The 25244-nt window shown below is 29.6% G+C and carries 32 protein-coding genes; 7 read left to right on the top strand and 25 right to left on the bottom strand.

Features of this window, described 5'->3' with window-relative positions; all coding sequences use genetic code 11:
* Nucleotides 1-3: 3 nt before the first annotated feature.
* Nucleotides 4-525: an HD domain-containing protein gene (locus tag Q1A15_RS16525; RefSeq protein WP_299626545.1), complete on the bottom strand. Its 522-nt coding sequence runs from the start codon at nucleotides 523-525 to the stop codon at nucleotides 4-6.
* Between the two features lie 266 nt (nucleotides 526-791).
* Between Q1A15_RS16525 and Q1A15_RS16530 the strand changes: the two genes are divergently transcribed.
* Complete coding sequence (locus Q1A15_RS16530) at nucleotides 792-3476, top strand: hemopexin repeat-containing protein (protein ID WP_299626548.1); 2685 nt, start codon at nucleotides 792-794, stop codon at nucleotides 3474-3476.
* Nucleotides 3477-3644: 168 nt separating this feature from the next.
* Entirely contained in the window at nucleotides 3645-3947 is a 303-nt protein-coding gene (locus Q1A15_RS16535; RefSeq protein ID WP_299626551.1) for a hypothetical protein, read from the top strand.
* Here Q1A15_RS16535 and Q1A15_RS16540 read toward each other — a convergent pair.
* A complete protein-coding gene (locus Q1A15_RS16540; protein WP_299626554.1) occupies nucleotides 3944-4636 on the bottom strand; it encodes a hypothetical protein in 693 nt (230 codons plus the stop codon). The two genes, Q1A15_RS16535 and Q1A15_RS16540, sit on opposite strands and share 4 nt — an antisense overlap.
* A complete protein-coding gene (locus Q1A15_RS16545; protein ID WP_299626557.1) occupies nucleotides 4633-5178 on the bottom strand; it encodes a sigma-70 family RNA polymerase sigma factor in 546 nt (181 codons plus the stop codon). Before Q1A15_RS16545 ends, Q1A15_RS16540 begins: the two co-directional genes overlap by 4 nt.
* 131 nt (nucleotides 5179-5309) lie before the next feature.
* Between Q1A15_RS16545 and Q1A15_RS16550 the strand changes: the two genes are divergently transcribed.
* From Q1A15_RS16550 to Q1A15_RS16565, 4 genes are all read left to right on the top strand, one after another.
* Nucleotides 5310-7418, top strand: a complete 2109-nt coding sequence (locus Q1A15_RS16550; RefSeq protein ID WP_299626560.1) for a T9SS type A sorting domain-containing protein — start codon at nucleotides 5310-5312, stop codon at nucleotides 7416-7418.
* Nucleotides 7419-7420: 2 nt separating this feature from the next.
* Nucleotides 7421-8296: a hypothetical protein gene (locus Q1A15_RS16555; RefSeq protein ID WP_299626563.1), complete on the top strand. Its 876-nt coding sequence runs from the start codon at nucleotides 7421-7423 to the stop codon at nucleotides 8294-8296.
* Nucleotides 8297-8321: 25 nt separating this feature from the next.
* Nucleotides 8322-8957: a hypothetical protein gene (locus tag Q1A15_RS16560; protein WP_299626566.1), complete on the top strand. Its 636-nt coding sequence runs from the start codon at nucleotides 8322-8324 to the stop codon at nucleotides 8955-8957.
* Between the two features lie 104 nt (nucleotides 8958-9061).
* Entirely contained in the window at nucleotides 9062-11848 is a 2787-nt protein-coding gene (locus Q1A15_RS16565; protein WP_299626569.1) for a CHAT domain-containing protein, read from the top strand.
* 26 nt (nucleotides 11849-11874) lie between these two features.
* Here Q1A15_RS16565 and Q1A15_RS16570 read toward each other — a convergent pair whose 3' ends face one another.
* From Q1A15_RS16570 to Q1A15_RS16670, 21 genes are all read right to left on the bottom strand, one after another.
* Nucleotides 11875-12261, bottom strand: a complete 387-nt coding sequence (locus tag Q1A15_RS16570) for a hypothetical protein (RefSeq protein ID WP_299626572.1) — start codon at nucleotides 12259-12261, stop codon at nucleotides 11875-11877.
* Complete coding sequence (locus Q1A15_RS16575; protein ID WP_299626575.1) at nucleotides 12254-12937, bottom strand: DUF6304 family protein; 684 nt, start codon at nucleotides 12935-12937, stop codon at nucleotides 12254-12256. Before Q1A15_RS16575 ends, Q1A15_RS16570 begins: the two co-directional genes overlap by 8 nt.
* Nucleotides 12938-12956: 19 nt before the next feature.
* The gene (locus Q1A15_RS16580) at nucleotides 12957-13790 is read right to left on the bottom strand and encodes a VOC family protein (protein WP_299626578.1); all 834 of its coding nucleotides are present in this window, start codon (nucleotides 13788-13790) and stop codon (nucleotides 12957-12959) included.
* 72 nt (nucleotides 13791-13862) lie between these two features.
* Nucleotides 13863-14357 carry a hypothetical protein gene (locus Q1A15_RS16585; RefSeq protein ID WP_299626581.1) on the bottom strand — a complete coding sequence of 165 codons (495 nt, stop codon included), beginning with the start codon at nucleotides 14355-14357 and terminating at the stop codon, nucleotides 13863-13865.
* Nucleotides 14358-14380: 23 nt separating this feature from the next.
* Complete coding sequence (locus tag Q1A15_RS16590) at nucleotides 14381-14755, bottom strand: nuclear transport factor 2 family protein (protein ID WP_299626584.1); 375 nt, start codon at nucleotides 14753-14755, stop codon at nucleotides 14381-14383.
* On the bottom strand, nucleotides 14752-15165 hold the full coding sequence (locus Q1A15_RS16595) for a hypothetical protein (protein WP_299626587.1): 414 nt from the start codon (nucleotides 15163-15165) through the stop codon (nucleotides 14752-14754). Before Q1A15_RS16595 ends, Q1A15_RS16590 begins: the two co-directional genes overlap by 4 nt.
* A gap of 46 nt (nucleotides 15166-15211) precedes the next feature.
* Nucleotides 15212-15745 carry a lysozyme inhibitor LprI family protein gene (locus Q1A15_RS16600; protein ID WP_299626590.1) on the bottom strand — a complete coding sequence of 178 codons (534 nt, stop codon included), beginning with the start codon at nucleotides 15743-15745 and terminating at the stop codon, nucleotides 15212-15214.
* Between the two features lie 5 nt (nucleotides 15746-15750).
* Nucleotides 15751-16038, bottom strand: coding sequence for a YciI family protein (locus Q1A15_RS16605; RefSeq protein WP_299626593.1), 288 nt, complete (start codon nucleotides 16036-16038; stop codon nucleotides 15751-15753).
* Between the two features lie 126 nt (nucleotides 16039-16164).
* Entirely contained in the window at nucleotides 16165-17007 is an 843-nt protein-coding gene (locus tag Q1A15_RS16610) for an NAD(P)H-binding protein (RefSeq protein ID WP_299626596.1), read from the bottom strand.
* Nucleotides 17008-17039: 32 nt separating this feature from the next.
* Complete coding sequence (locus tag Q1A15_RS16615) at nucleotides 17040-17540, bottom strand: DUF1772 domain-containing protein (RefSeq protein ID WP_299626599.1); 501 nt, start codon at nucleotides 17538-17540, stop codon at nucleotides 17040-17042.
* A gap of 2 nt (nucleotides 17541-17542) precedes the next feature.
* Nucleotides 17543-17944, bottom strand: a complete 402-nt coding sequence (locus tag Q1A15_RS16620; protein ID WP_299626602.1) for a DUF5367 family protein — start codon at nucleotides 17942-17944, stop codon at nucleotides 17543-17545.
* A gap of 193 nt (nucleotides 17945-18137) precedes the next feature.
* Nucleotides 18138-18371 (bottom strand): hypothetical protein, encoded by a 234-nt coding sequence (locus Q1A15_RS16625; protein ID WP_299626605.1) that lies wholly within the window; start codon nucleotides 18369-18371, stop codon nucleotides 18138-18140.
* Between the two features lie 10 nt (nucleotides 18372-18381).
* A complete protein-coding gene (locus Q1A15_RS16630; RefSeq protein ID WP_299626608.1) occupies nucleotides 18382-18573 on the bottom strand; it encodes a hypothetical protein in 192 nt (63 codons plus the stop codon).
* Nucleotides 18574-18617: 44 nt separating this feature from the next.
* Nucleotides 18618-19007 (bottom strand): hypothetical protein, encoded by a 390-nt coding sequence (locus Q1A15_RS16635; RefSeq protein WP_299626611.1) that lies wholly within the window; start codon nucleotides 19005-19007, stop codon nucleotides 18618-18620.
* A gap of 4 nt (nucleotides 19008-19011) precedes the next feature.
* Nucleotides 19012-19488 carry a hypothetical protein gene (locus tag Q1A15_RS16640; RefSeq protein ID WP_299626614.1) on the bottom strand — a complete coding sequence of 159 codons (477 nt, stop codon included), beginning with the start codon at nucleotides 19486-19488 and terminating at the stop codon, nucleotides 19012-19014.
* A 129-nt stretch (nucleotides 19489-19617) separates the two neighbouring features.
* Nucleotides 19618-20175: a YIP1 family protein gene (locus Q1A15_RS16645; protein WP_299626617.1), complete on the bottom strand. Its 558-nt coding sequence runs from the start codon at nucleotides 20173-20175 to the stop codon at nucleotides 19618-19620.
* A 56-nt stretch (nucleotides 20176-20231) separates the two neighbouring features.
* Entirely contained in the window at nucleotides 20232-20600 is a 369-nt protein-coding gene (locus tag Q1A15_RS16650) for a cupin domain-containing protein (protein WP_299626620.1), read from the bottom strand.
* The gene (locus tag Q1A15_RS16655; RefSeq protein ID WP_299626623.1) at nucleotides 20576-21157 is read right to left on the bottom strand and encodes a TIGR00730 family Rossman fold protein; all 582 of its coding nucleotides are present in this window, start codon (nucleotides 21155-21157) and stop codon (nucleotides 20576-20578) included. Before Q1A15_RS16655 ends, Q1A15_RS16650 begins: the two co-directional genes overlap by 25 nt.
* A gap of 6 nt (nucleotides 21158-21163) precedes the next feature.
* Nucleotides 21164-21790 carry a metallophosphatase domain-containing protein gene (locus Q1A15_RS16660; protein ID WP_299626626.1) on the bottom strand — a complete coding sequence of 209 codons (627 nt, stop codon included), beginning with the start codon at nucleotides 21788-21790 and terminating at the stop codon, nucleotides 21164-21166.
* Between the two features lie 64 nt (nucleotides 21791-21854).
* Entirely contained in the window at nucleotides 21855-22073 is a 219-nt protein-coding gene (locus tag Q1A15_RS16665) for a hypothetical protein (RefSeq protein ID WP_299626629.1), read from the bottom strand.
* A gap of 15 nt (nucleotides 22074-22088) precedes the next feature.
* Nucleotides 22089-22946, bottom strand: coding sequence for a tetratricopeptide repeat protein (locus tag Q1A15_RS16670; RefSeq protein WP_299626632.1), 858 nt, complete (start codon nucleotides 22944-22946; stop codon nucleotides 22089-22091).
* A gap of 244 nt (nucleotides 22947-23190) precedes the next feature.
* On the opposite strand from Q1A15_RS16670, the gene Q1A15_RS16675 reads away from it, so the two are divergent.
* Nucleotides 23191-24147 carry a hypothetical protein gene (locus Q1A15_RS16675; protein ID WP_299626635.1) on the top strand — a complete coding sequence of 319 codons (957 nt, stop codon included), beginning with the start codon at nucleotides 23191-23193 and terminating at the stop codon, nucleotides 24145-24147.
* Nucleotides 24148-24161: 14 nt separating this feature from the next.
* Here the strand turns inward: Q1A15_RS16675 and Q1A15_RS16680 are convergent, their stop codons facing one another.
* The gene (locus tag Q1A15_RS16680) at nucleotides 24162-25235 is read right to left on the bottom strand and encodes a family 16 glycoside hydrolase (protein WP_299626638.1); all 1074 of its coding nucleotides are present in this window, start codon (nucleotides 25233-25235) and stop codon (nucleotides 24162-24164) included.
* Between the last annotated feature and the right edge of the window lie 9 nt (nucleotides 25236-25244).

The raw sequence follows: 25244 nt of genomic DNA on the forward strand, positions 1-25244 counted from the left end.
TAGCTATTTTGCGTCAAAAGTAACAAAATCTTTATAACTCTCTATTTTTTCTAATAAACGCTGATTCAGGTATTTGTTTTTTTCTGAAAGTTCTGATGCAATTATTGTAGCTTCTTCTAGGTAATTTTCAATCTTTTCTTGATTCCAATGTTTTGGAGGTTCTTGAAGATTTGTAATTCTATCTGCTAATTTTACCAATCCCACTTCTTTCGTTAACATATTAATTCGACGTAAACTATCTAACATTTGTTCACGTTTTGTAGTTAAGGTTTCATTTTTAGTCAAAGCCAAAACACCTTTTGCAACTTCAGTTCCAAAAATAGTTGCGATTTCTTCAAAAGAAGCATCGGTATCTTCTATAGTATCATGTAAAATAGCAACTTGAACAGCTAAATTTATATCAAAAGAATTATCGTGATTGGATGCAACTAATACTTCCATAACTACATTAGAAATATGTAAAAGATAATTTGCGTTCGTTCCTGGTACTTTTTGATTATAGTGTTTTTCCCCTGCGAATTTCATCGCTTTTTGATACAGCTCTTGCGTCATTGAAATTATTGATGTTAGGTATAAAATTGAATAGCAAATTTGATTCTAAAAATAGAAATATTTTTTAGGAATTCATCTTTTTGAAAGCGTTAATTTCCTCTGCTTCTTTAGGGAGATGTCCTTTTTCAAAAAGGAGAAATCCATAATTAATTTCTAGTTTTTTTGCTGTGACTTCTTGATAGTTAGTGTGGTAGGTTTGTTCTGGGTATAAAACTAATTAACATTTAATCAACCAAATTATGGAACAAATAGTAATTACTGGAAACGACAAACCAGAACTAGTCGTAATTTTTAAAAAAGAAGCTAAGATTAGACAAAAAAGTGCAACAGAAGTTACTTCTAAGAAAATTTCTGCAGCAGCAATTAAACCAATTCAAGATTTAATTAAAAAGAGAAAATCTAAAATTCAACCTTTATTTAGCAAAGGTAGAGTGCCAAGAACAGCAGGAAGTGTATTTAAGAAATTAAACTACGATCCAAAGTCATTCTTCTTAATCGAAAGTAAACCAAAAGATTTAGAGCGTATTAAGAAAGATTTTTTAGCAAGTGATTTAGTAGAAGCTGCTTATATAAAGCCACCAGCTGTAGAACCAAACGGATCTACACCAGATTTTACAGGTAATCAAGGTTATTTAGAAGCTGCTCCACAAGGAGTAGACGCAAGATTTGCTTGGCAATTTGGCGGTGGTCGTGGTGAAGGAATTGATATTATAGATATAGAAAGAGGATTTAATTTCGATCATGAAGATTTACAAGATGGTTTTGGTGGTTTATTAGAAGGAACAAATAGACCAGCTTCGGAAAACCATGGAACGGCAGTTTTAGGTGTTATGGGAGCAGATGAAAATGGATCTGGTGTGACAGGGATTTCTCATAACGCTCATATTAGCGCGATATCATATCATGGTGGATTAGGAACTTCACAAGCAATTATTAATGCTGCGAACAGATTAAATGCAGGAGATATTATTTTATTAGAAGTTCATAGACCAGGACCAGCTGCTAACGGAAGCGGACAAGATGGTTTTATTGCTATTGAATGGTGGCCAGATGATTTTGCTGCTATTGTATATGCAACTTCAAAAGGAATTATTGTTGTAGAAGCTGCAGGTAATGGATCAGAAGATTTTGATACTGATGTTTATAATCATCCAGATTCTGGTTTTCCTAGCTCTTGGAAAAATCCATTTAATTTAAGAAATCCACAGTCAGGAGCAATTATTGTTGGTGCAGGTTCTCCGAGTAGTACAAGTGATAGAACAATTTTAGGTTTCTCAAACTGGGGATCTAGAGTAGACGTTCAAGGTTGGGGAAGAAGTGTAGCAACAACAGGTTATGGAACTTTACAAGGCGGACCAGATGATAATTGTTGGTATGCTAGTGGTTTTAATGGAACTTCTAGTGCGAGTCCGGTTGTAACAGGAGCTTTAGCTTGTATTCAAGGAAGATTAAAAGCAAGAGGAAAAACGCTTTTAACTCCAACAACTGCTAGAAATATTATGCGAAACACAGGTTCTAACCAAATGCGTTTCAGCGGAAACACTGAAGGAACTTCTCCTGCAAACTGGAAAGGTATGCCAGCAAGTGGTTTTGGTACTGGAATCGATGCAGCTTTATGGAATGGGAAAAGTGATAAAATTTACATGTTTAGCGGAAGTCAATATGTAAAAGTTGATCCGAGTGCAAATTGGAGTGTAGAGCCAGAGTATCCAAAATCGATATCAGGAAACTGGCCAGGTTTTCCAGCAAGCTTTGCTTCGGGAGTAGATGCTGCGTTTTGGAGTGATACTAACAACAAAGTTTATTTCTTTAAAGGAAATCAATACTTACGAGTAGATCCGAATAACAGTTGGAATGTAGATCCTGGATATCCGAAAGCTATATCAGGAAATTGGCCAGGTTTACCTGCTAATTTTACCAACGGAATTGATGCAGCTATTTGGAATGATAAAAATAATAAGATTTACTTTTTTAAAGGAGACGAATATGTACGTTTAAATCCGAATAACGGATGGAAAGTAGATGCAGGATATCCGAAACCAATTTTAGGAAATTGGCCAGGATTAAACAATGGTTTTACCAATGGAATAGATGCTGTATTATGGAGTGGAACAAATAATAAAGTGTATTTCTTTAAGGGAGAAGATTATGTTAGAGTAAATCCGTTTAATGGTTGGAATCAAGATCCAGGTTATCCAAAATTAATAGCAACAAATAGAATTGGAAAACGTCCTGACTTAAGAGAAGCTTTTGCTTCTTTAGATATAGATTCGAATTGGCCTGGATTCCCAAATAATTTCGGACAAAATTTAGATGCTGCACTTTGGGCGCATAAAAACGGGAAAGCATATATTTTTCAAGGAAGTCAGTATGTTAGAGTAAATCCTTCTAATAATTGGGAAGTAGATTCTGGTTATCCTAGACCAATTGCAGGAAACTGGCCAGGATTTCCAGCAAGTTTTACCAATGGAGTAGATGCGGCTGTAAGTAATACTGTAAATAATAAGATTTATTTCTTTAAAGGAAGTGAATACATTCGAGTAAATCCTAACAACGGATGGAAAGTAGATGTTGGGTACCCGAAACCAATTGCAGGAAATTGGGCAGGATTTCCAGCGAATTTTACTAACGGAGTAGATGGAGCAATTTGGAGTGGAACAAATAACAAGATATATTTCTTTAAAGATGATGAATATATTCGTGTAGATCCGAATAATGGATGGAAAGTAGATGCAGGATACCCAAAACCAATTTCAGGAAATTGGCCGGGAGTTACTGCTCCATTTTCAAACGGATTAGATTGTACGTTGTGGAATGGAAAGAGTAATAAAATGTATTTCTTTTCAGGAAGTGAATATCTTAAGATAAATCCAGCGAATAACTGGAAAGTAGATAAGTATTATCCAAGACCAATTATCAAGTAAGTAGTTTGTTAAGAGTAAAAGTGTGGAATGCAAAATTGTATTCCATGCTTTTATTAATTTTATAATCTAATGTACTTTAAAATATATAATTTCTTAGTGCTATTGTTAGTTGTAAGCTGTACTAGTACTCAAAAAAGAGATGTTAAAATTTCAAACAAAAAAATAAAAATGAATGAATTAGTTATTCATATTAAAGCAGCTGTAGCAATGCAATATAAAGATTCAATGTTTATAGCAAAACAACAACAACATTGTAGCGATGCGATTAATACTGTTTTCGAAAACAAAAAGATTTCTGTAACACAACTTACAGGAATGGATAATACTATGAAAACCGATGCAATTTTCAGAATTTTTATTGATTCAGAACATAGTAAAGAAGTATTAGCGCAATTACAATTATTAGATTTTGTTACTGGAGCTTATATAAAACCAGAAGCAGAAGAACCAGATTTAGATGATCTGAATTAATTCAGTTTTTTCAATAAAATCTCACGTTCCTTACGCTTATATTTCATAGCGTTATTTTTCATAAACTCTAAGTATGTTTTAGCTTCTTGTTCCTTATCATTTAAAAGAGAAATTACAGTTAAATACCAAAGGGTTTCTTCTTGGTAATCAAAAGAGGTTTGTTGTAGTTGACTTAAAATAGTAAAAGCATCATTGTACTTTTTATTATTTAATAAAGCCATGGCTTTGTAAAATTCAATTTCAGGAGTTTTTTCATCAGCCAAAAGTTCGTCGAATTTTTTTACTGCAGTTTCATAGGCCTCACTTTCATACGCATTAAAAGCTTCATCTAATTTACTTTCAGAATTTCCTCTTGTGATCGGATGATATACATTAGGATACGTCTCTAAATACGATTCGTAATTCGCACTCGAATTAAATAAAAAGTAATAACCAGTTATAAATACAGCAATTGCAGCAGCAATTTTTAAGAAGAACGGTTTGTTATTTCGTTTATGTTCAATTTCTTTGATTAATGCGCTTATTTCTTGATCTTCTTGAATCTGAAAAGCAATAGCAATATCTTCATGCGATTGAACTAATTCAGCAAATTTAGGATCAGTTTTTAATAGTGTGTCAAAAATAGTTTGCTCTTCATCACTTAATGTATTGCTAAAATACTTCTGTATTATTTTTTCGTGATCATTCATTTTTTAACCAACTCTTTAAGTTTTTTCATACATCTAGATTTATGACTACTTACGGTGTTTGTGTCTTTGTAATCTGTTAAACTAACAATTTCTTCAAGGTCTAAATTCCTGAAGTAAAACATTTTTAAAAGTGTTCTACAGGTTTTAGAAATTTTTTCTAGAGCTTTACTTAGTGCGATTTGTTCAACTGTTGGTTCAGTCTCGCTTATCTCGATACTTTCATAAGCTTCTTCCTCTTGATCTTTTACTAAATGTACTTTTTTCTGTTTTTTAAAATGATTGTAAATTTTGTTTTTACCAATACCAAAAAGGTATGTTTTTATAGAGCTTTTTGTGACGGTTATTTTATTCTGACGAAAACTTTTATTGAAGGCAATAATTGTATCATGATAAATATCTAAAGCATCATCTTCACTTAATTTATAAGTAAAAGCATACTTTAAAAAATCTGCTCTATAAGTTACGTATATCGTTCGCAAAGAATCTCTATTACCGTCTCTTAGTTCTTGTTGAAATGATATATCGTCAATGTTTCTACTCATTAGTTTACTTGATAGCGCAAATATTAACAGAAAAATTTTTTTTCTGAAAAATGTTAAGATTCATGATAATTCAAAAACTAATATATGAATATAAAAACGAAATGATCACATAACTATTAAAAGCTACTCATATGAAATATAGAATACTTTTTTTACTTGCTTTATTATCACTAGTGTCTTTCTCACAGCAGACTTATGTGCCAGATAATAACTTTGAACAGTTTCTTATTAATAAAGGTTACGATACTGTATTAGACGATTATGTACTTACCGATAATATAAAAGATGTTACATTTTTATCAATGAAATCTATCGGGATTCAAGATTTAACAGGAATAGAAGATTTTGCAGGATTAACAGAGCTTAGAATCTCAGAGAATCCTTTACAGACAGTAGATTTAACTGCTAATACAGAATTACAATATTTAACTGCTGGTGGACAAACATTAACTTCTTTAAATATTTCTGGTTTAACAAAGTTAATACGAATTAATTTACAAGACTCCTCAGTTACTTCTTTAGATGTATCTACAAATACAGATTTAGAAATAGTGTCTTTAAGTGATAATACGTTGTTAGTTGACTTCAATACTACAGGAGCTATTAATTTAGATCATATTACTCTTAATAATAATGATGCTTTAGAAACTGTAGATATATCAAGTAATACCAATTTAAGTAATTTCTTTTCATACTACTGCGATAAACTAAACAACTTAGATTTTGCAAATAATACACGTATTACGGATATTATTTTTCTTGAAATGAATAGTTTGTCTAATGTTTCTATTAAAAATGGAAAGAATAACTTTTACTTGGAGAGTTTAAGAAATCCGAATTTAAAATGTGTCGAGGTTTCTGATGCAGATTATGTGAATGCAAATTGGTCGAGAACAAAAATAACAGGAGCTTTTCGATTCGATGAATACTTAGTTTTTAAAAACAATTGTGACGAACCTTCAACTGAAGAAACGACAATGATTCCAGATGGTAATTTTGAAAGTTATTTAGAATCTATTGGAGCAGGAAATGGAGTTACTGGAGATAATCTAGCATCAACTTCAGCAATTCAAGCATTGACTACTTTAGATGTTAGTGGACAAAGTATTACTGATCTTTCTGGTATCGAAGAATTTATTGCTTTAACCAATTTAAACTGTAGTACAAATGAACTTACAAGTTTAGATGTTAGTGCATTAGTGAATTTAACGGATTTAGATTGTTCTTACAATGACATTACAGCGTTATCGATTATTAAAAATTTAGAATTAGTAAATCTAAACTGTAACGGAAATCAAATTGCTGAATTAAATACATTATCAAATGCAAAACTAGAAAGCTTAAACTGTGAAGTTAATGCTATTGAATATTTAAACTTAGTTAATAATACACGTTTAACTAAATTGAGCTGTAACGATAATGCTTTAAAAGGATTAAATATTAAAAACGGAAATAACTCGCAAATTGCTAATGAGGATTTCTCTGCTTTTGCTAATGCCGATCTAACTTGTATTCAGGTTGATAATGTAAATTATAGCAATACAACTTGGTTTCAAATAGATATGCAAACAAACTTCAATGAAACCTGTGTGCCAGTTAACGATGATTGTTCTTTTACGGTTCCAATTGTATTAGGTCAAGATACGCCAGGAAGTACAATAAGTGCTTCTGGTGCAGCAACAAATCCGAGTTGTGCAAAAAACGGATCAGTAGTTTTTGATGTTTGGTATTCGTTTACTGCTCCTGCATCAGGAAGTATGAATATCACAATTAGTGCAGGATCTTTAATTTCTAAAATAGCGTTATACGAATCTTGTACAGATGCTTCTCCAATAAATTGTGATACGGGAAATCTATCGGTTAATGATTTAGATCCAGGTCAAGAATATTATTTACAAGTTTGGTTAGAGTTATCGAGTAGATTACAATCGAGATTACAATCCGGAGCTTTTACATTAAATGCACAAGACTCAGCTGTTTTGTCTAATGAAGAAATTGAACCAACAACTACATTGTCTTTATATCCAAATCCGACTTCAAATGTATTATGGATTCAAAACTCAAATTCAATTCAAGCTGTAACGATTTACGATTTCAATGGTAGCGTTGCACTAAAAGAAAATGGAGTGAATAGTACGATAACTGAAATTCCATTACAAAACCTTCCTGCTGGATTATATCTTGTCAGAATAGAAGACGAGTTCAACAACTTTATCAATAAGAAAATCATTAAGAAATAGTCATGAGAAAAGTATTTAATCTATTGCTGTTCGTCTTGTTAAGTCAAACTGTAATTGCTCAAGGAAGAACAATATTTAATGGGAAAAATTTTGGAGGATGTGAAGTGATTGAAGCCAGTGTAAGTAAAAATAAACTCACGGTGTATATTGCACAACATGAATTAAGAGAAGGATATAATGGGAAGTTTGAACGATCTGGAGGAAGACTAAATGTAGATAATAATAAGCTGCCGAATACTTTGGAATTCCTTTTAGAAATTGAGTTTAAAAACGGAGTTAAATTTCCAATAGAAGCAAAGGATAGTGTTTACATCAATTTAAGTGCAGTTAAAAAAGGCTATGATGATAATAAAAGCATGATGGGACAAATTAAAAGTAAAGATTTTGCTCGTGTAGAAAGAGAAAGGAAAAGCTTTCAAGGTCAAAAAAAAGGCATGCAAGAGAAAATGAAAGCACTAACGAAAAAGTTTCAAGAGGGGAAAATTTCTGCCGATGAATTTGGGAAAAAGTTAAAAGAATTAAGCGATCCATTGTTAAAGGAAGCAGAGTCGAGTTACACAAATAGTATAAGATTTACAGAAGCAGACGATGCAACAATGTATAGTATATATTTTACAGATACATATGATTTGTTAGAAAGTAAAGCTTTTTCTGGAATGTTATATGTCGAGCGTTTTAATGAAAAAGAATTTGTAGCAAGTTTTAACGGAATTCATTTAGTTGATTGTTTAGAAAAAAGAGCTGCCAAGTCTAGAGAAGAAGAGAAAAAATGTAAGTCGAAACGTTCGAATTTTATGAAAGAATTCTTTGTGTTTAAAGAAGGAGAAGTAAAAGGAATGATTGACGTTCGTTTAAAGAAATTCGAAGATTACAGATAAAATAAAATTATAAAAAACAGTAAAAATGAAACTAGCAAAAACAATAATTTTCGCGATGATCTTAACAACGTTAAGTTCATGTTTTGGAGATAAAAAATCGATTATAGGATCTGATTTAGGAGATACATCTTTTGTAAATAAAAGCTTCAAAGGAAATGCAATTAATTTTAATGCAGTAACAGATGTTTGTAGTTTAATAAACAAAGAAAAGTTAGCGAGTTTATATGGTGTGCCTGCTTCATCTATAGTTACGGTCGGACAAGGAAAGTTTGTGCAAACTGCAACTACAAAAACATGTATGGTTCGAGTACAATTAGGAGGATCGGAATGGGATTTTTTAACAGGAATGGTTTCTTTATTTAAAGAAGTAAGCGCAGCTGACGATGCTGGCGGAATTTCTGAAGCAGTCGGACAAGGTGAAAATTGGAAAGAAGCATGGTCATTAAAAAAAGGAATGTCAAAATCTGGAAAATGGATTCCAAATGTTGGTAAAGCGGCACTTTTTACTAGTGCAAAAAGAAAGCTAGAAGTAAAGTTAGATGGATACACTTTAGAGATTGTTGCTCCTGGCGCTCCTTTCAATAAAGAAGAGCAAGCTAAGAATCGAGATTTTGAAAAAATAACTTTAACAATGGCTAAAGATTTAGGTTTTATAAAATAAAACTTAAGATCAATAAATCGTTATAAGTTTTTGATATATAGTATGAAAGCAACTTTTTTAGTTGCTTTTTGTATTTTTACTAAGTCATCTAACAAAATTTCTTCATGAAAGATTATAAAATAAAGTGCTTTATCATAGGACTTCTATTTTTATGTGTTCTACCTATTTCTGCTTTTCAAAAAAAAGATACTGTTGTAGCTACAGCACAACTGTTAAGTAGTAAAAAATTACCGAAAGAATTACTTGAGTATACACAAAAAGCTATACAATCAATTGTTGTAGCTTCAGTAGAAGATAGCTTAACTGTAACTAAACTATACTATTATCAATCGAAAGCGAATTATGATTTAGAAGATAACTTGGCAAGTATTGTAAGTTCTAACCAAGGAATTCTTTTCGTGCCGAAAACAAATACAGGTTTAGAATATAAAGGAAGATTACTGGCAGATAGAGCTTGGCCAGAAAGTAAACTTTCTCAAACTAAAAAAGCAGTAAAAAGTCTTAAAGATGGAATTGAAATTTTAACCGGTTTACCCGATAAAACCCCGTCTGTTTTAGATTATACTGTGAATTGTTATGTTTTGTTGTCTAGTGAATTATCGTATTTAGGTGATGTGGCCGCAGCAAAACATAATATTCGTTTAGCAGAAAGTATTTACAGAAAAAATAAATTAGTTCTAGATGCGATAAAAGTAGATGCCACAGGTAATTATCATCGTTACGAAATTGTACTTCTTTATAGAAAGATTTATTTATTGTACAGCTATGCAAAAAATAAAAAAGATAGTTTAGAATTAGAACATACCATGCAAGCTTTAGAAAAAGCACACGGATCAAAACTATTTAATAAAAACGAGCGAATTTACTACACAACAGCATTAAATCACGTTGGAGATTGGTATTTAAGCTACAAAGAAGATTCATTAATTACAAAAGCAGATATTGAAAAAGGAAGTCATTATATCAACAAATCAATAGATCTTATTGAAAATAAAGGATATCCAGGGAATTATTTTTCTTTCAAATACAATAAATGTAAAGCATTAACAAAATCGAATAATTTAAATGAAGCGGATACTTTAATTGATCATCTATTAGATTCGTTACCTAAAAGTAGTGGAATTCATGCTTTTTTTCTCGCACAAAAAGGATTGATTCAAGCTAAGTTGAAAAAGAAGGAAAATGCAATACAAACATTTCATGATGTTATTACACGTGTACACAAAGGAGATGAGGTTTTGGCTCAAGATTATAGCAATTTTAAACCCAGTAAAAAGTTTAATGAATCGCGATTAATTAGAAGAGTTGCTGAAAAATTAGAATTGTATTTTGGAGACGATCCGGAGGTAAAGAAAAGAGTAGCACAACTATATCATATAGCATTGTTACAGTTTGAAAACAGTTACGGAAAAGCAAAATTTAATTCGAAAGAAAATAATTTGTTACGTAAAATATTACTTGGCTTTCTTATCGCAAAAAAAGAAGGAAACGGACTGGATCATATTTCATTATCTGATATTTTAAGTAAATCAGAAACAATTATTAACAGAAGAACTTGGCAACAGTTCAATCAGAATAGATATACAAATTCACTTTCAAAATTAGATTCATTAACTGCGATCGATTTAGAATTACGAACAGCATTAGTAATAGCCAAACAAAAAGAAAAAGCTTCTGCTATAGATTCTATTCAATCGTTAATGAATCAACATGAAACTTTTACAAAAAAAATATATCCGAAACTAGATCTTTTACGAGAACACAAATTTGAGTTATCAGTATTACAAAACAAACTAGCGGATGATGAATTGGTTTTAAAATATTTGTTATTAGAAAATCATTTAGCGATTTTTTCAATCACATCAAAAGAGTTAACATGGCAATTAATTCCATGGACATTAAAAGAACAAGAGTTGGTTTCAGATATTACGAGTAGTATCGTAAATAGAAAGTTTACTGCTGAAAAAAGCAAGCTTTTGAGTAATGTATTGATACCTTCAATTTCAAAAAAAATAAAGAAGATTGTTATTAACCCAGATGGCGAATTGTATAAAATTCCTTTTGAAGTTCTAACCTATAATACATCTTCATTACTAAGTAGTTTTACTGTAAGTTATACTTCTAATCTTGGTTTTATTCATGCAGATAATGTATTAGAGAAAGAAGAGAAAAAGACCTTTGTATATGCGCCGAACTACGGAGAAGAAGTAATACCAATGGCAACTCGTGGAAATAATACTGCGTTAGTTGGAGCTTTAAAAGAATCTGAGATAATTAGTAAGTTATTTCCTTCAGAAATTTACTCAGGAAACAATGTTTCTAAAGAAGTTTTTATTGAAACTGCTCCTAGAGCTTCAGTATTACATTTAGCAATGCATGCAGAGGTAAATCAAAAAGAATCTGGATTGAGTAGATTAATTTTTGGAAAAGATAATAATGCTCATGAAGATTTATATTTAGAAGAATTGTATGCTTTAAACTTAAATGCAGATTTAGCTGTTTTAAGTGCTTGTAATACAGGATTAGGTAAAGAAAATGCTGGAAGAAGTATGGAGTCTTTTGAACGTGCGTTTACTTTTTCAGGTGTGTCGGCAACAGTGGCGAGTTTATGGGAAGTTCCAGATATAGCTACAAGTGAAATTATGGAAGTTTTTTATCAGAATTTAAAGAAAGGAAAAACAAAATCTGAAGCTTTAGCTAATGCGAAACTCAATTATATTAGTAAAAATAAAGATACCAAACTTGCTGAACCTTTTTATTGGGCAGGTTTTGTATTGTACGGAGAACACAAAGCATTAGTTACAGATACTACCAACTGGTTATTTTGGATTTTAGGCAGTTTGCTTCTTGTTGGGGTTTTGATTGTTATTAAAAGGAAGAATATTTTATAAATATTTATCGATAAGAGATTTGAATTCTAATTTATTTTTACTGTTAAAATAGAGTCTTTTGCTGGTTTCTCTTTCTGTTTTTTATGAATAGGTTTTAATAAGTACGAGTAAATTCCTCTTTTTCTTTTTTCTAATTCTTTTTGTTCGAATTTTTTTCTAGTTTCAACGTCTTTGAACGTAAAATCAGCGTGCATTGTTGCTGTTTCACAATCAAAATAATGTTCTGATTCTTCTAATATTAAAATACCATGTAAAACTCTTTTCTTAACAACCCAAATTTCTTCTGTTATTTTATCTATTAGTTGTGTTTCTGGTGGAATTCCATTCAGATTGTGTTGAACTTCACAAATTATTCCTAAACCTGTAATAGTAAATGAATCTAATATTTGAACTGTATTTTTAGATTTATCCACGGTATCCAATATTTTTCTTTCTGATTTCAAACTCATTGCAATAAAAGGTTTCTTGGACGTGACTATAACATACATCTAAATTGAAATATTCGGCTTTCGTTTTTACTTTCAAATATTTTTCTTTCTGATTTTTAAAACACATCATGCTTCCAAAAGTAGACGTTCCAAAAGGACTATAATCTGAAAAGTTGCATCCAAAACAATTTTTAAAAACGTACTCACTTTTTAATTTTTTTAATAAATTTTCAGCAGCTATTTCGAATAAATCTCCAAATCCAGTGTAATATTTTCCATTAATATTTAGTTCTAGAGTTAGTTCATATGTATCCAATCCACCAGATTTTGATGCTTTACCACATAAAGAAGTAATTTTAAGTTCAGTCGGTAGTGTTTTATTACTCTTAAAATGAATAAGAGAAATAGGAATGAGAAAAACTAATTGATAATCACAGACTTCATAAATAAAACTATCACCAGAAATTACTTTATTGAAACTAAAATTTTGTAATTGTTTAGTTGTATACTTTTCAAAATTCAATAATTCAAAATCATCAATAGTTACACCTTCAAATTTTAAAAGACCTATACAAAAAGACAATGTTTCAAAATCATTTTTAATTTCAATTTCTTCTTCTAAAAAGCTATTTTTAAAAACACCTTTATACATAGTTTTCATAGTAAAATACAATTATAAATTACAGGTAGATTTTTAAAGGTAATTCCGGACGTAAATCAAATGATTTTCCTTGTTTATTGTCATCAAAATAAAGTTCCATAAGATATTCAGCCCCATTTTTAACTGTAACATCTTCAATTTGATTTACAGTTTTGATAGTTTCAGAATTTAAATCTAAATCTGAAGAAGTGATAATAACTTTCGTGATTTTTTGAGCTCCGTTTTCATGCTTATAAAATGTTCTCCATAATGCATATTCTTCAGGGATTTTTTGCAAATCTTCTAGCGTATTAAACTTATCGTATTGAATGACTGGATACACGACAAAAATTGAAGGTTCTTTAAGATTCGTCTTCGAATTTTTTGCGGCATAAATATTAGAATCTTCTTCCATCCAATCTTGGTGATATTGAATTTTTTCGAATGGAATTTTTTCCGTGTTATAATCTTTTAATTGAAGAGCCACACTAAAAGGTAGTGCATTATTATTATCGAAGTTTGAACGTTCTATAAAATCTAAATCTTTGTTTTTCGAAGCATTTTGTTCTAATTCTTTTTGATCGTAAACGTAGATAAACTCTAAATATCCATTTAAAAAATAGAAGTATTTTCCAGCGGTTCCTTGTCCTTTATGAACTTTGGATAAAGAATCTGGTATCGCAGTGAAACCTAATTCTATCAAACGATTTTTAGCTTTTTGAGGATGCTTTACCCAAATGTTTAAATGATCAATGGTTAAATCATTTTGTTGTACTTCCGTTCGTGTTGTTATAGTACTTTTAGTTTTTGTGTTTTTACAAGAGAATAAGCCAAAAGCTATTATTGAAATGATAAGATAATTTAACTTTTTCATATTACATATTTTAACGCTGCGGTACATTCATGTAAATATAATGAATAAGGTTGTTGTTATAGAGTTATAAAATTACTCCTTAATGAATCCTTGTATAATTTCAGTGTATTTGTCTTTATTCATACTAAAATTTGCAATTCTCCAAGTAGATTTTCTATAGATAAAATTTCCCCAGAGATTAGATGTTTTATCTATTCTAATGCATAGCACATCTTTATCTAAAAGCTCAATAGTTTTATCAAAGCAATTATCTTGATTTAATACAGATACTATATAAGAACCTGTCGCTTCTATTTTTTCAAGATTAGCATTAGTAACATTCTTTTCTTTTAATGATAATAGTGCTTTAGCAAGTTCTCCTTTTTTAAGAAAGAGTTGATCTTCATTACTTAAATCGCTAGGTAAAATACGCTGACCTAAACTAAATGTGGTGTATTTAAGTGAATCTTCATGTTTAGTCTCTTTGTTTTCTGGTTTACGTCTTCTAAGAATCCAATCTATTTGATCTTCTTCAATATCATTCTCTAAACAAGAACAAAGCACAAATTTATTTTTGAAGTCACACATTTTAAATAGCTTTTTGAAGTCAGTTACTCTAGTTCGTCAACTAACCTTCTAGAAATAACGGTATCGTAAATTATTTTAAGTTTAGTAATTTTTCCTTCGGTATTGATATCAATAATATCAACGACATCAAACTCAACAATTTTATTATTTTTCAATGTCCATTTGTATAGAAAATAAAGCGCAATAGTATTTGAATCATTCTGTTCAAAAATTCCTTTTAATTCTAGTTCCGATTTCGAAGTGTCGTTTTGTAATTCACGATAAAAAACGCTTGCTTTTTTCACTCCATAAATAGGAGATTCAACGATGCCATTTTCGTCAAACAATTCAATTACTTTTTCGATTTCACCATTTTCTAAAAATTGTAAATACGATGTTGCTACTTGATTTTTATTCATCTGAAAAGTTTAAAAAGAGATATCACAATTATGAGTAGAAAACTCCAAAATAAAAAACCTAGAAATATGAGCTTTTGCGCTTCTTTTAGCTTTTTATGATAGCCATATCTTCTAAATCGATCAAGCTCAGACTCAGAAAAATCATCGTTTTCAGATCTGTTATTCATAGCAAAAAAAGACAATAAGAAAAAATTCCACCATTCATCACTAGTTAAAGCAGCTTCACTACGTTCTAGTTGAAGTTTTTTGTATAGTAAATATTCAGAATTAAGTTTATTCTTTTGTTCTTCTGTTAAATCTCTAGATTCTAATTCAGATGTTGCATTACGAATTCGAGCTTTATTATATTCGTTTTTAATAATGTCTAATAATTCGACATTGGAACATCTGTGAATGTCTTTGTTAATCATGTAATTATTTGAAAGCGAAGTTAATTAAAGTTTTTCAGGATGATAACTAAAACTTCCGATTCAAATAATGAAACAGTTCAATTACTCTTTTTTTTGTAAGTTCTTCAACTCTAGAGGCTGCGATTACTTGCTGTATTGTTCCTCCACCAGAAAAGTAAGCGTTTACAAGCGCGCTATTTAATTTCAGTTCAGAGTCTCGAAATTTAATCCAGTTTCTTTGTGATTGTTTCAGTATTTCTTGGTCTTCTTTATTTAAATTCTTTTTAAGACGTTTGTAATATTTATTCAGCAGTTTATCATATTCTTTTGTTGCTTTATAAGTTGCAGAAACCATTCCAAGCGTAGAATAATCTATTTCTAATTGTAAGCGCTGACGCTCTTTTATTCTGAAAGTATCAATTTTGAATTCATTATACAATTCTCTATCGTTTCCTTCTAAAGATTGCTTCAGTTTATTAATTTCAAGTGTAACTAAAGTTTCAATTTTTATAGAGTCTTTTTTTGTTAACCTCCTAGGAGATTGAGAAAAAGCATGAAAACTAGTAATAAGAATGATAGTAAAAAGAATTTTTTTCATCATAGAATTTACGGAATTAAAAATTGTAATTCTTTACTTGTTTTACTAGGTATAAACTCGATGATATCGTAGTTGGCTAATTCATTTTTTTTGAAAGGATCTTTTTCAATAATATTTTCTAATTCGGATTTTGACGCGACATTAGATAAAATTACACCACCTGTTCTAGGAACTTTTCTTCCTGAGGCTATAAAATTTCCTAATTCGTATTGTTCATTTAAAAAAATGATGTGATCGTTTAAGTGTTGATCTACTTTTTCAAGTGCAGTAGTGTAAGTTATATTTACAATGAACATATAATTAATTTTTATTGGCTTATAAAGCTAATTAAAAAAGTAAGAATCTAATATTTTAATACTAGATTATTTGGAATAAAAAATGCGAGATTTCTTATAAAGAAACCCCGCATAGAAATGAAAAAATTAATCGAATTGATTCACTGGAGCATCCCAAACTCCTGAACCTACAGTTTTCTCGACATATTCGTTAAAACTGATTGGCTTCCTCCCTAAAACTTTTTCAATATCGTGAGTAACTTCTGAGTTATTCGGATTACCAAGAACCTCTGTGAATAAGTACTGAACTAACCAGATAAAATCTTCTGAAATTTCTTGTTGTCTCATTGCAGAAACATAAGCATCGATACTAATCCTTGTGAATAAGATTGATCTTCCGCTAGCTTTGGCAATTATTCCTACAGCTTCTTCAAAAGTTAAACCTTCAGTACCTGTAAGTTCATAAATATTACCATTATGACTGTCTTCTGTTAATGCTTTTACAGCAACTTCTGCAATATCATTAGCATCTACAAAAGGAATTTTAGCTTCAGCAAAAGGTAAAGCTACATGACCGCCTAATATTCCTTCTACTAAAAAGTTTTCACTAAAATTCTGATTGAACCAGTTGGCTCTTACAATTGTATATTCTAATCCAGAATGAATCACAACTTGTTCACACAATTGAGCTTCTTTTTCACCTTTTCCAGAAAGTAATACTAATTTTTTTACATTTTGCTTTTTAGCAACTTTTACTAAATCTTCAATAGCAGCTAAAGCGCCAGGAACTGCTAAATCTGGTTGATAGGTAATGTAAATTGCATCGATACCTTCTAGAGCTGTAGACCAACCATCGGTATTGTGCCAATCAAATGCTGGTGTTCCCGTTCTAGATCCAACTCTAACATTGTAATCTAGCTTGTTTAATAATTTTACAATTCTTCTTCCAGTTTTACCTGTTCCTCCGATAACTAAAATATTTTGTTTCATAATCTTTGTTTTTAATTGTTTATATGTGTTATTTATTGTTTGTTGAACATTAGCGCGATTAATAGTAAGACAAAAGATGTCGTAGCACTTAGTGTTCGTATTAGGTGCCAATTATTCCATGGTGATTCGAATTTTTTTCGTAAAGTTTTAAGTTCTTCTGTTGAGATTGCTGTGAGGTCTGTTTTATCAAGTATTTCGTTTAATGGAACGTTTTTGAATATGGTTACAAATACAACTCCTAGTGTAAATAGTAGGGCAGCAGTAAAGAATATCCAGAAAGACTTTTCAAAAGTTTGATATTTCAAATACAATAAGATGAGGTTTGAAATAAAAGGACCAAAGAATACAATGATAAATAGTGGATTAATAATCGCTCTGTTCATTTGTTGAAAAGCATATAGAAATCCGAAATCACTTATTCTACCAATTCCTGGAGTTATAGCGTTGGTCCACGTAAAACATAATCCAGCAGTTAGTCCTGTTAATAGAACTGTAACGAATATTACTATTGTTTCTAAGTTAAATTCCATCATGATTATAGATTTAAGTTTCTTGTTTTATGAGCTATCATGATATAATAATAACTTAGTGCTATTACCATAATTTCAAGAGCAATAAGCCAAAAACCAAGGTCCATATAAAAAGTAAAATGATTACCTCCATTAGGAATAATGAAAAGTGGAACGGTTACAATTGCATCTAAAAATGCAGCAACAAGAAAAAATGTCAACCCAGTGTAAAAACCATGAGGTGTATGTTCTTTTCTATAGTATAAGTATGAGCCTAACCATACTAATGGAATAATAACAGTTGATAAAACAATGTTAGCTTGTTCATTCAAATCTTCCATGATTTGAAACTCAAAAGAAAGTGTAAAAAAACTAACAGCTACAGTCCAAATTCCGATACCAATTAAGATTGCTTTGATTGTGTTCATATCTTATAATTTTCTGATTACAAGACAAAATTAGATCAACAATGGAATGATTATTTATTCAAAAAGAAGTATGATTTGTTTGAAAAGACGAAGTAGAAATTTTTTGAAATAACAATTCTAACCTTATGATTTATAAATCACAAGGTGAATATATGATTCACTACAGTAAAAGTTTACAAATAATAGTAAGTAACTATAATTTTATTTTTGATGTTTTCCAGTAATTGATATATAGTTTACTCAAGAACGTGGTAGAACTAATTAAAATAAGATAAATTCCACTGTATCCTTTTTGAAAAAAACTTTCAGTAAATAAGTCGGTCATACTTAATACTAATAAAGATGTTCCTAAAAGCCATAAAGAAATAAATACGAATAAGTTTTTTCTTGTAGGGTGTTGTATGAAGTTGTTTTTTATCTTTTCCATGTTTAATTTTTTAATAAAGGTTATTTTCTAAATCTTGTTTTTCTTTTTTTAGTAATTGATTTAATTTTTCTAATTCGGTTTTCTTTTCTGAAGTATTTAATTGATCGTTGTCTTTTATTTTCTTTTTCAGAGCATTATATTTTTGTTTTATGCTTTCAAAATGATCATCTAATCCAGAAGAATGTAATTGTAGATTTTTCATATTAAAAAGAGCTTATGTATTGTTATTTATAAAGTTAAGCAATATTATTTTATTTCTTCTTCTATTAATGCAGACATCCAAGAATTAAACGTATCATTTTCAAAAACAGAATTTACACAAATAAATCCTGTCTTTTCATTTGAAATATCATAATCATACTTATACACTTCAAACATATTATCATCGTTAATTGCAATTTTTAGTGCTATACTATATTTTCCATTATGTAAGCGAGCTCTGGTTAATTGTAAAAAATAAAGAGATGTACCTGCTCTTACTAAAGAATTATATCCTTTTTCTTTAAACTCATGTATTAGATTAATCATGAGATCTAATTGTTCAGTGTTTTTTAATATTGCCGACTCTTTAAAATAAGATGTTATTTCATTCCAAGAGTTTTCAAAGTCTTTTTTAATCTTTTCTGAATGTTGCATAAACTTACTCGATATTTTTGATACGACTTTTATACTCAGAAAGACATTGCTTCTCTAATTTTATTTCTGGACTATAAAATCTATTTCCTTCCATGTAATTTTTACTAACACTAATAAATTCTAAAGTATCTAAATCAATTAAAATAGAGTAGCTGTATTCTACCAAATCACTAGAGATTGAAAAGTTTAAGTAATAAGGAATTACATCTTTATAATGATACCATGAAGCAGATAAATCGATCTCACAATATTCCTTAGATTTAAAAAACTGTTGTAAACATTCAGGAAATATTACCGTTTTATTATTGATGGATAGCTTTTTGTCTTTAACAATAAATTTGGGGTTTTTATATTGTTTGGGCAAACCAATAATGTTTCCTTTTCGATCTAATTTTAGAGGTGTATCTCGATGAATTACTTCTGTGTTATTGAAAGAAAATAGTGATATTACAACTAGAAGTATTTTCAGTTTTAATAGCATAGCTGTTTTTTACGGTTTCTTGTTCTAGTTAAAAGTAAAAAATAAAAGCGATTTAAGATATTTCTTAAACCGCTTTATTAATTTTTTAATACGTCTTGTTATTCAAAACTTGGCATTCTTAGAAGATAATTACAAATAGAAGTTTGAAATTAAAGTTCCTATTTGAAGTATTAGCAAAGGAGCAATATTAATTACAGCATTTAAAATACTGTATTTATTGAATTTTATAAATCCTTGAAATAGAATATCTATAGAAAGTAACCAAGATATACAAAGTAAGGAGTTTCTTAAGTATGAGTTATTATATTCATGAATAAAAAACTCGGTGTTTTTTAAAATTCCTATGCAAGTAAGTCCGATAATGATAGGAATAAAACTGTATGCAAAAAGAGAAAATATTTCAATATAGGTAGCCTTTCCGTTTAAACGTTCTCCGATTTTAAAAAGTAAGTAAGAAAAAAATGTTCCTACAAGTATAGAAAACCCGATTGTTAAGATTAATTGAAGAATTAAAAAGATAAACTCAATTTTGGTTTCAGCAGTAAGATCAAATGAAAATAAAAAAGTAATTATTGCATAAACCCCGAATATGATATTACTCTTTCTATTTAAATTATCTTCAAATTCATTATCGAGTAGTTCGAGTCCTTTTTTTGTGCTAAATAAAATAAGTATTATCGATTTCATTTTTTCAGAAGTTTTCTTAGCTATTTTTCATATCAAAGTTAAAAAAGATTCATTTTTTAATCCACTTCATTATAACGATCGTTACGAGTAGTTGGTTGAGAGATTACGATGAATTCTAAATTTTCATTTTGTTGATTCAAAATTCTATGTTTTACGTTTGCAGGTACATGTATTCCTTCTCCACTTTCAACTGTAACAATGGAGTTTTCAATTTCAAAAGTTGCTATTCCTTTTAAAATTCTAAAGAACTGCTGTGCTTTTTTGTGATGATGTTTTTGTTCTTTAGTATTCGGAGGCATGAGTTCTTCAATAATACTTAAATCATTAGATTTTACTAAATGCCATCCGCTGCATTGATCACCCCAATAATAATGTTCACTGTTTTCTTTTGTTGATTTTTTTAAAGTGTGTTTTTCGTAATCCATTTTTCTACTGTTGGAGCTTTATAAGTTTTCATTTTGCTAAGTAGATCATCAACATTATTACTAACTAAAACCATATTTCTATTTACTTCTTTTAAAAGACCTTTTGTAACCATAGTATCTAAAAAAGAGATAAGTTCATTGTAATATCCATTGCTGTTAAGTATTCCGATCGGTTTTTTATGAAGACCTAATTGTCCCCAAGTTAACATTTCAAAAAGTTCTTCGAGAGTTCCAAAACCACCAGGCAAAGCAATTACTCCGTCGCAAAGATCATTCATCTTTGTTTTTCTTTCATGCATAGATTCTACCAAAATAAGCTCAGTTAATTCGGTATGCGCAATTTCTTTTGCTGCTAAAAACTTAGGTAAAACACCAATTACTTTTCCATTTTTTTCTAGAGCTCCGTTGGCTACTTCCCCCATTAATCCAACATTTGCTCCGCCGTAAACAAGTTCAATGTTTTCAAGAGCTAATTGATTACCAAGCTTTCTTGCTTGAGTTTTAAATTCAGTATCGGTTCCAAAACTTGAACCGCAAAAAACTGTAATTCTATTCATAATAATTTAATAAGCTATTGTTATTGGCGCATTTTTGACTTCATATCTAATGTTTAGCACACTAGCATTAATAAAATCTACACCAAATTTTTTAGTAGTTCCGTAAGCCTCATGTATATGTCCAGCTAAATGAACTTTAGGTTTAATTTTTTTAATCGTATTCAGTAAGTTTTCGCAACCAACAGCTTCATTTTTATTGGTTAAGTCAAGAACTTCATAAGCAGGACCATGAGTTATTAAAATATCTGTTTCTTCTGGAATTTTATCCCAATGTTTTTGAATTTCTTCACCTCTTTGGCGGTTAAAAGCCCAATCGTAAAACCAAGGTTGTACAGGCGAACCCCAAATATTGATTCCTTCGATAGTTATACCAGAATCATTAAGATAAATAATACTGGAAGGTATAAGTTCTTCAATTTCTTCAGGACTTGCTTTTTCAAAGAAAAAATCATGATTACCGGCGATAAATATTTTGTGTTTGAAATCAAGCGCTTTAAACCAATTCAGAAAATCTACAACTTCATGCTTTTCTCCTCGGTTGGTTACATCACCAGCATGAATAATCATATCCCCTTTTGGTAATGAGAGAGATTTATGAAGTCCGTGGGTATCTGAAATACAAACTATTTTCATGAATTAAACTTTAATAAACCAACAAATTACAGTTTTAGTTTCAACTGAAAGATGATAAATCATTTTATTTTAAAGGCAGTTTTGCAATAACATTTCCTTTAGAATCGAAAAATGAACCATTTTTACAACTCATTTTTTCTTCCATCGGCATTTTAGATAATTTTTCGACGAAATCTCTAGTGAACTTTTTGAATTCTTCACTAGGGTTATTTATTCCCTCTTCATGCATCCTTTTCCTTATTTGATAAACTCCTAAAAAATGAGCAACATTTAGTTCTGTCATTTGAAAAAAGTAATTTTAATTCTTATTCCAATTCTTTTCAAAATACTCGATGTATTGTATATAATTCGAGTCTTTTTTAGCATACTTTTTTGTCAGTTTAGCCCATTCGTCAAACTTCGTTCTATTTTTTAATTTAAAAAAAGCTTGTGCCATATTTATAGCCATTTCACTTTTTTCAAAATCGTTATCTGATGCTGAAATTCCTTTTAAATATATTTCTTCAGCCTTTTTAACTTGATCAAGATTTACATAAGAAAAACCTAATTCTCTATAGAAATAGAAGTTTTTAGGATTGTTTTTAATCGCTTTATCTAAAATAGGAATTGCTTTTTTGTACTGTTTCAAATGATTGTAAGCGTAAGATAATTCAAACTCAAGACCTTTGAAATGAGGTTTTATTTTATAGGCTTTTAATAAAGGAACTAAAGCACGTTCACAAGCTCCAGCATGATTATAATGGTAACCTTCGTTTTTTAAATAGCCTACGTTTTCAGATCCTTGTTTATAAACCGATAACCATTCTGGTGTATCAGGTAAATTCAGATCCTTAATTTGTTCTTTTGTTAAAATTGAAACCGGATTAGCATTTGTATCGATTCGATATTTTGCAGCACCAGTTTGTAAGTTCTTTCCTACTTTTTTAAAAGTTCCGTTTTCAATTTTAAATCGATCTTCATAATTGAAAGTGAAACCAGCTTGGTTGTCCAAATAAATAAATCCATAAGCAAAAGAAGAGTCTATATCTTTATTAGGAAATGCCACCCATTTATCAACAGCATCAAAATATTTAGTATTAAAGTTTAAGTCAGTGCGTTTATTTTGTGAAAATCCAAGATTGGATATTAAGACTAAAGCTAAAATTATTTTTCTCATAGTTCGGTTTTTTAGTTTTTATCTGTCGAAAGATAGTGCTTTATGAAAGAAGCTGTTGTTGTATAATTATGAAGTGAATATACTTAAATAAATAAAAATATAATCTGATTTTTCTGCTTAAATAAGGTGAGGTTTTTATCAAAAATTTTAAATAACTCTTTGGAAAGGAGTATTTACTCATTATAGATTTATTAATAATTAATCTCAAAGTATATTCGAAAATGAAAATGCTAATTATAATAAAATGAAAAAGTATTATTTAAATCTATTTGTTGTTGTTATTCTAATTTCATGTTCTTCTTTAAAAAGTCAGCAGATAAACGAAGATGAAAAATTATTTACTAAAGGAATAGCAGTTTTTGATATCGTTGAAGAAGGAAGTTTTGATTATGAACTAGCTAGACTAGATACAACTTCTCTGGAAGGAAAAATCAAATTTAAAGTTTTATATAATACAAGGGAAGATATACTTGATACAGCCTTAGAATATTTCGAAGAGATTATAAAAAAACATCCTAAATCCAACTTGTACCATAAATCTCTATATAACTCCGCAAAAATAAGTTCATTGTTAGACTATGAAAATGATGAAATTAAATATTTAGAAATGATTTTAAAAAGTAATGCTAATGATAGAGAGAATAGTGGAAGAAATGGAATAATGTCGAATCCGTATGCAAATTTTAAAAACGAAGCTAGCAATCGATTAACAGGAATTTATATTCAAAAGAAAGATTTTAAAACTGCTTTGAAATACAAAAAAATAAATGAAAATTATCCTTTACAACATTTTTGCGGAAGTGCATTTGCAGAAGATGAAATACACAACGCGCAATTGTACGGAGAAATTTATAAAGGACTAGGAGATACTAAAAAAGCATTAAGTTATTTATTACCTCATATGTTTAATAATGGTTTAGCTAGTAATTCAAATATTATTGATTTTACTGTTAAGTTATTGAAAACTGAATATACAAAGGAACGATTAGTAGATGAACTGAATAATTCTATTAAACATTATTACTCTCGAATAGAGAAAAGAAATGATGAAGAATGGACGAATTACTATATAAGGTTTTTCAATTTTGAAATTGAAGTTCCAAGTTGGGAAATCAGTTATGAAACAGATAAAAAGAAAATACAATCATTGTTTAAAAAAGTAATTCTCAACTCGGAATTTTATAAAAAGTTAAATGAATAAAGAGATAGTGTTTACTACTCTAATTTACCCATCAATCCCCAACCATTAGCTTTGTCTATAACGACACAGTGAATTGTGTTTTTTCCCTTTTTTAGAGGTAAATAGAGTTGATTAGCAAAAGTTCCAGTATGTCCCATATATTGAACGCCTTTTGTTCGAAAAGCATTATTTCCTTTAAAGAGTTTTTGACCGTTTAAATAGACTATAATCTTATCACTGTAATCAAATGAAAAGAGTTTTGTTTCCTCTTTTTTACTGTGTATAGTTTTAGAGGCCACTATGTAATCTTCTTTGTTTTGCTCGAAATTACCAGAAGTAGATTTTTTAACGTATTTAGAAATAGGTAATAAACCTGAGGATTCCGTTTTTACTGTACTATAATTGTAATTCACAAAACTTTTAAAAGATAAGTCTTCAGATGTATATGGTTTTGCCTGTGTAATATTCCATTGGCTAATAATAGTAGGATCGATAATATTTTCTTTCGTTGTGATTTCTTTTGATATAGGTTTTTTATGAGTAACTCTAAAATTCGAAAATCGATTCGTAAATAAAGCAAAAAGTCCGATTCCTCCATTTGTTTGTTCAGTTCTTAAATTATCGATAGTCAATACTTTATTTCCGTTTACATAAACATCTGCAATTTGATTGTTTACATCAATTTTTAAAGTATTCCAACCAATATTTTTAAAAGAAACATTAGCTTGATATTCTCGATACAATTGCCAGTTAGATTCATTATTAAAAATAGGAGTGTACTGAATTGCATCAGCCTGATTAGCTTTATGCATTCTCATATACACTTCTTCCATAGTATTGTTTTGTTTTCTGAAAGTAATTCCAGCAAAACTTCTTTTGCTATTTGCATAAATGTCAACTTCAATAGTCCCGTTTTTAAATTGTAAGTTTTTTACAGTAGCTCTACTTCGAGGTAAGATTAAGGTTTTTCTATTGTCGAATTTTTCAAATTTTGCTCCTTTAGGTAAATCCCAATTAGCGGATGACATTTCAATGGTAGTAGTTTGATTTTGTGCTGAAAGGAATTGAATACTACATATTGTTATAATGAAATAGAAAATTTTTGTCATGGTTTTTTA

It is taken from the genome of uncultured Tenacibaculum sp. (assembly GCF_947495995.1).
Lineage (GTDB): Bacteria > Bacteroidota > Bacteroidia > Flavobacteriales > Flavobacteriaceae > Polaribacter.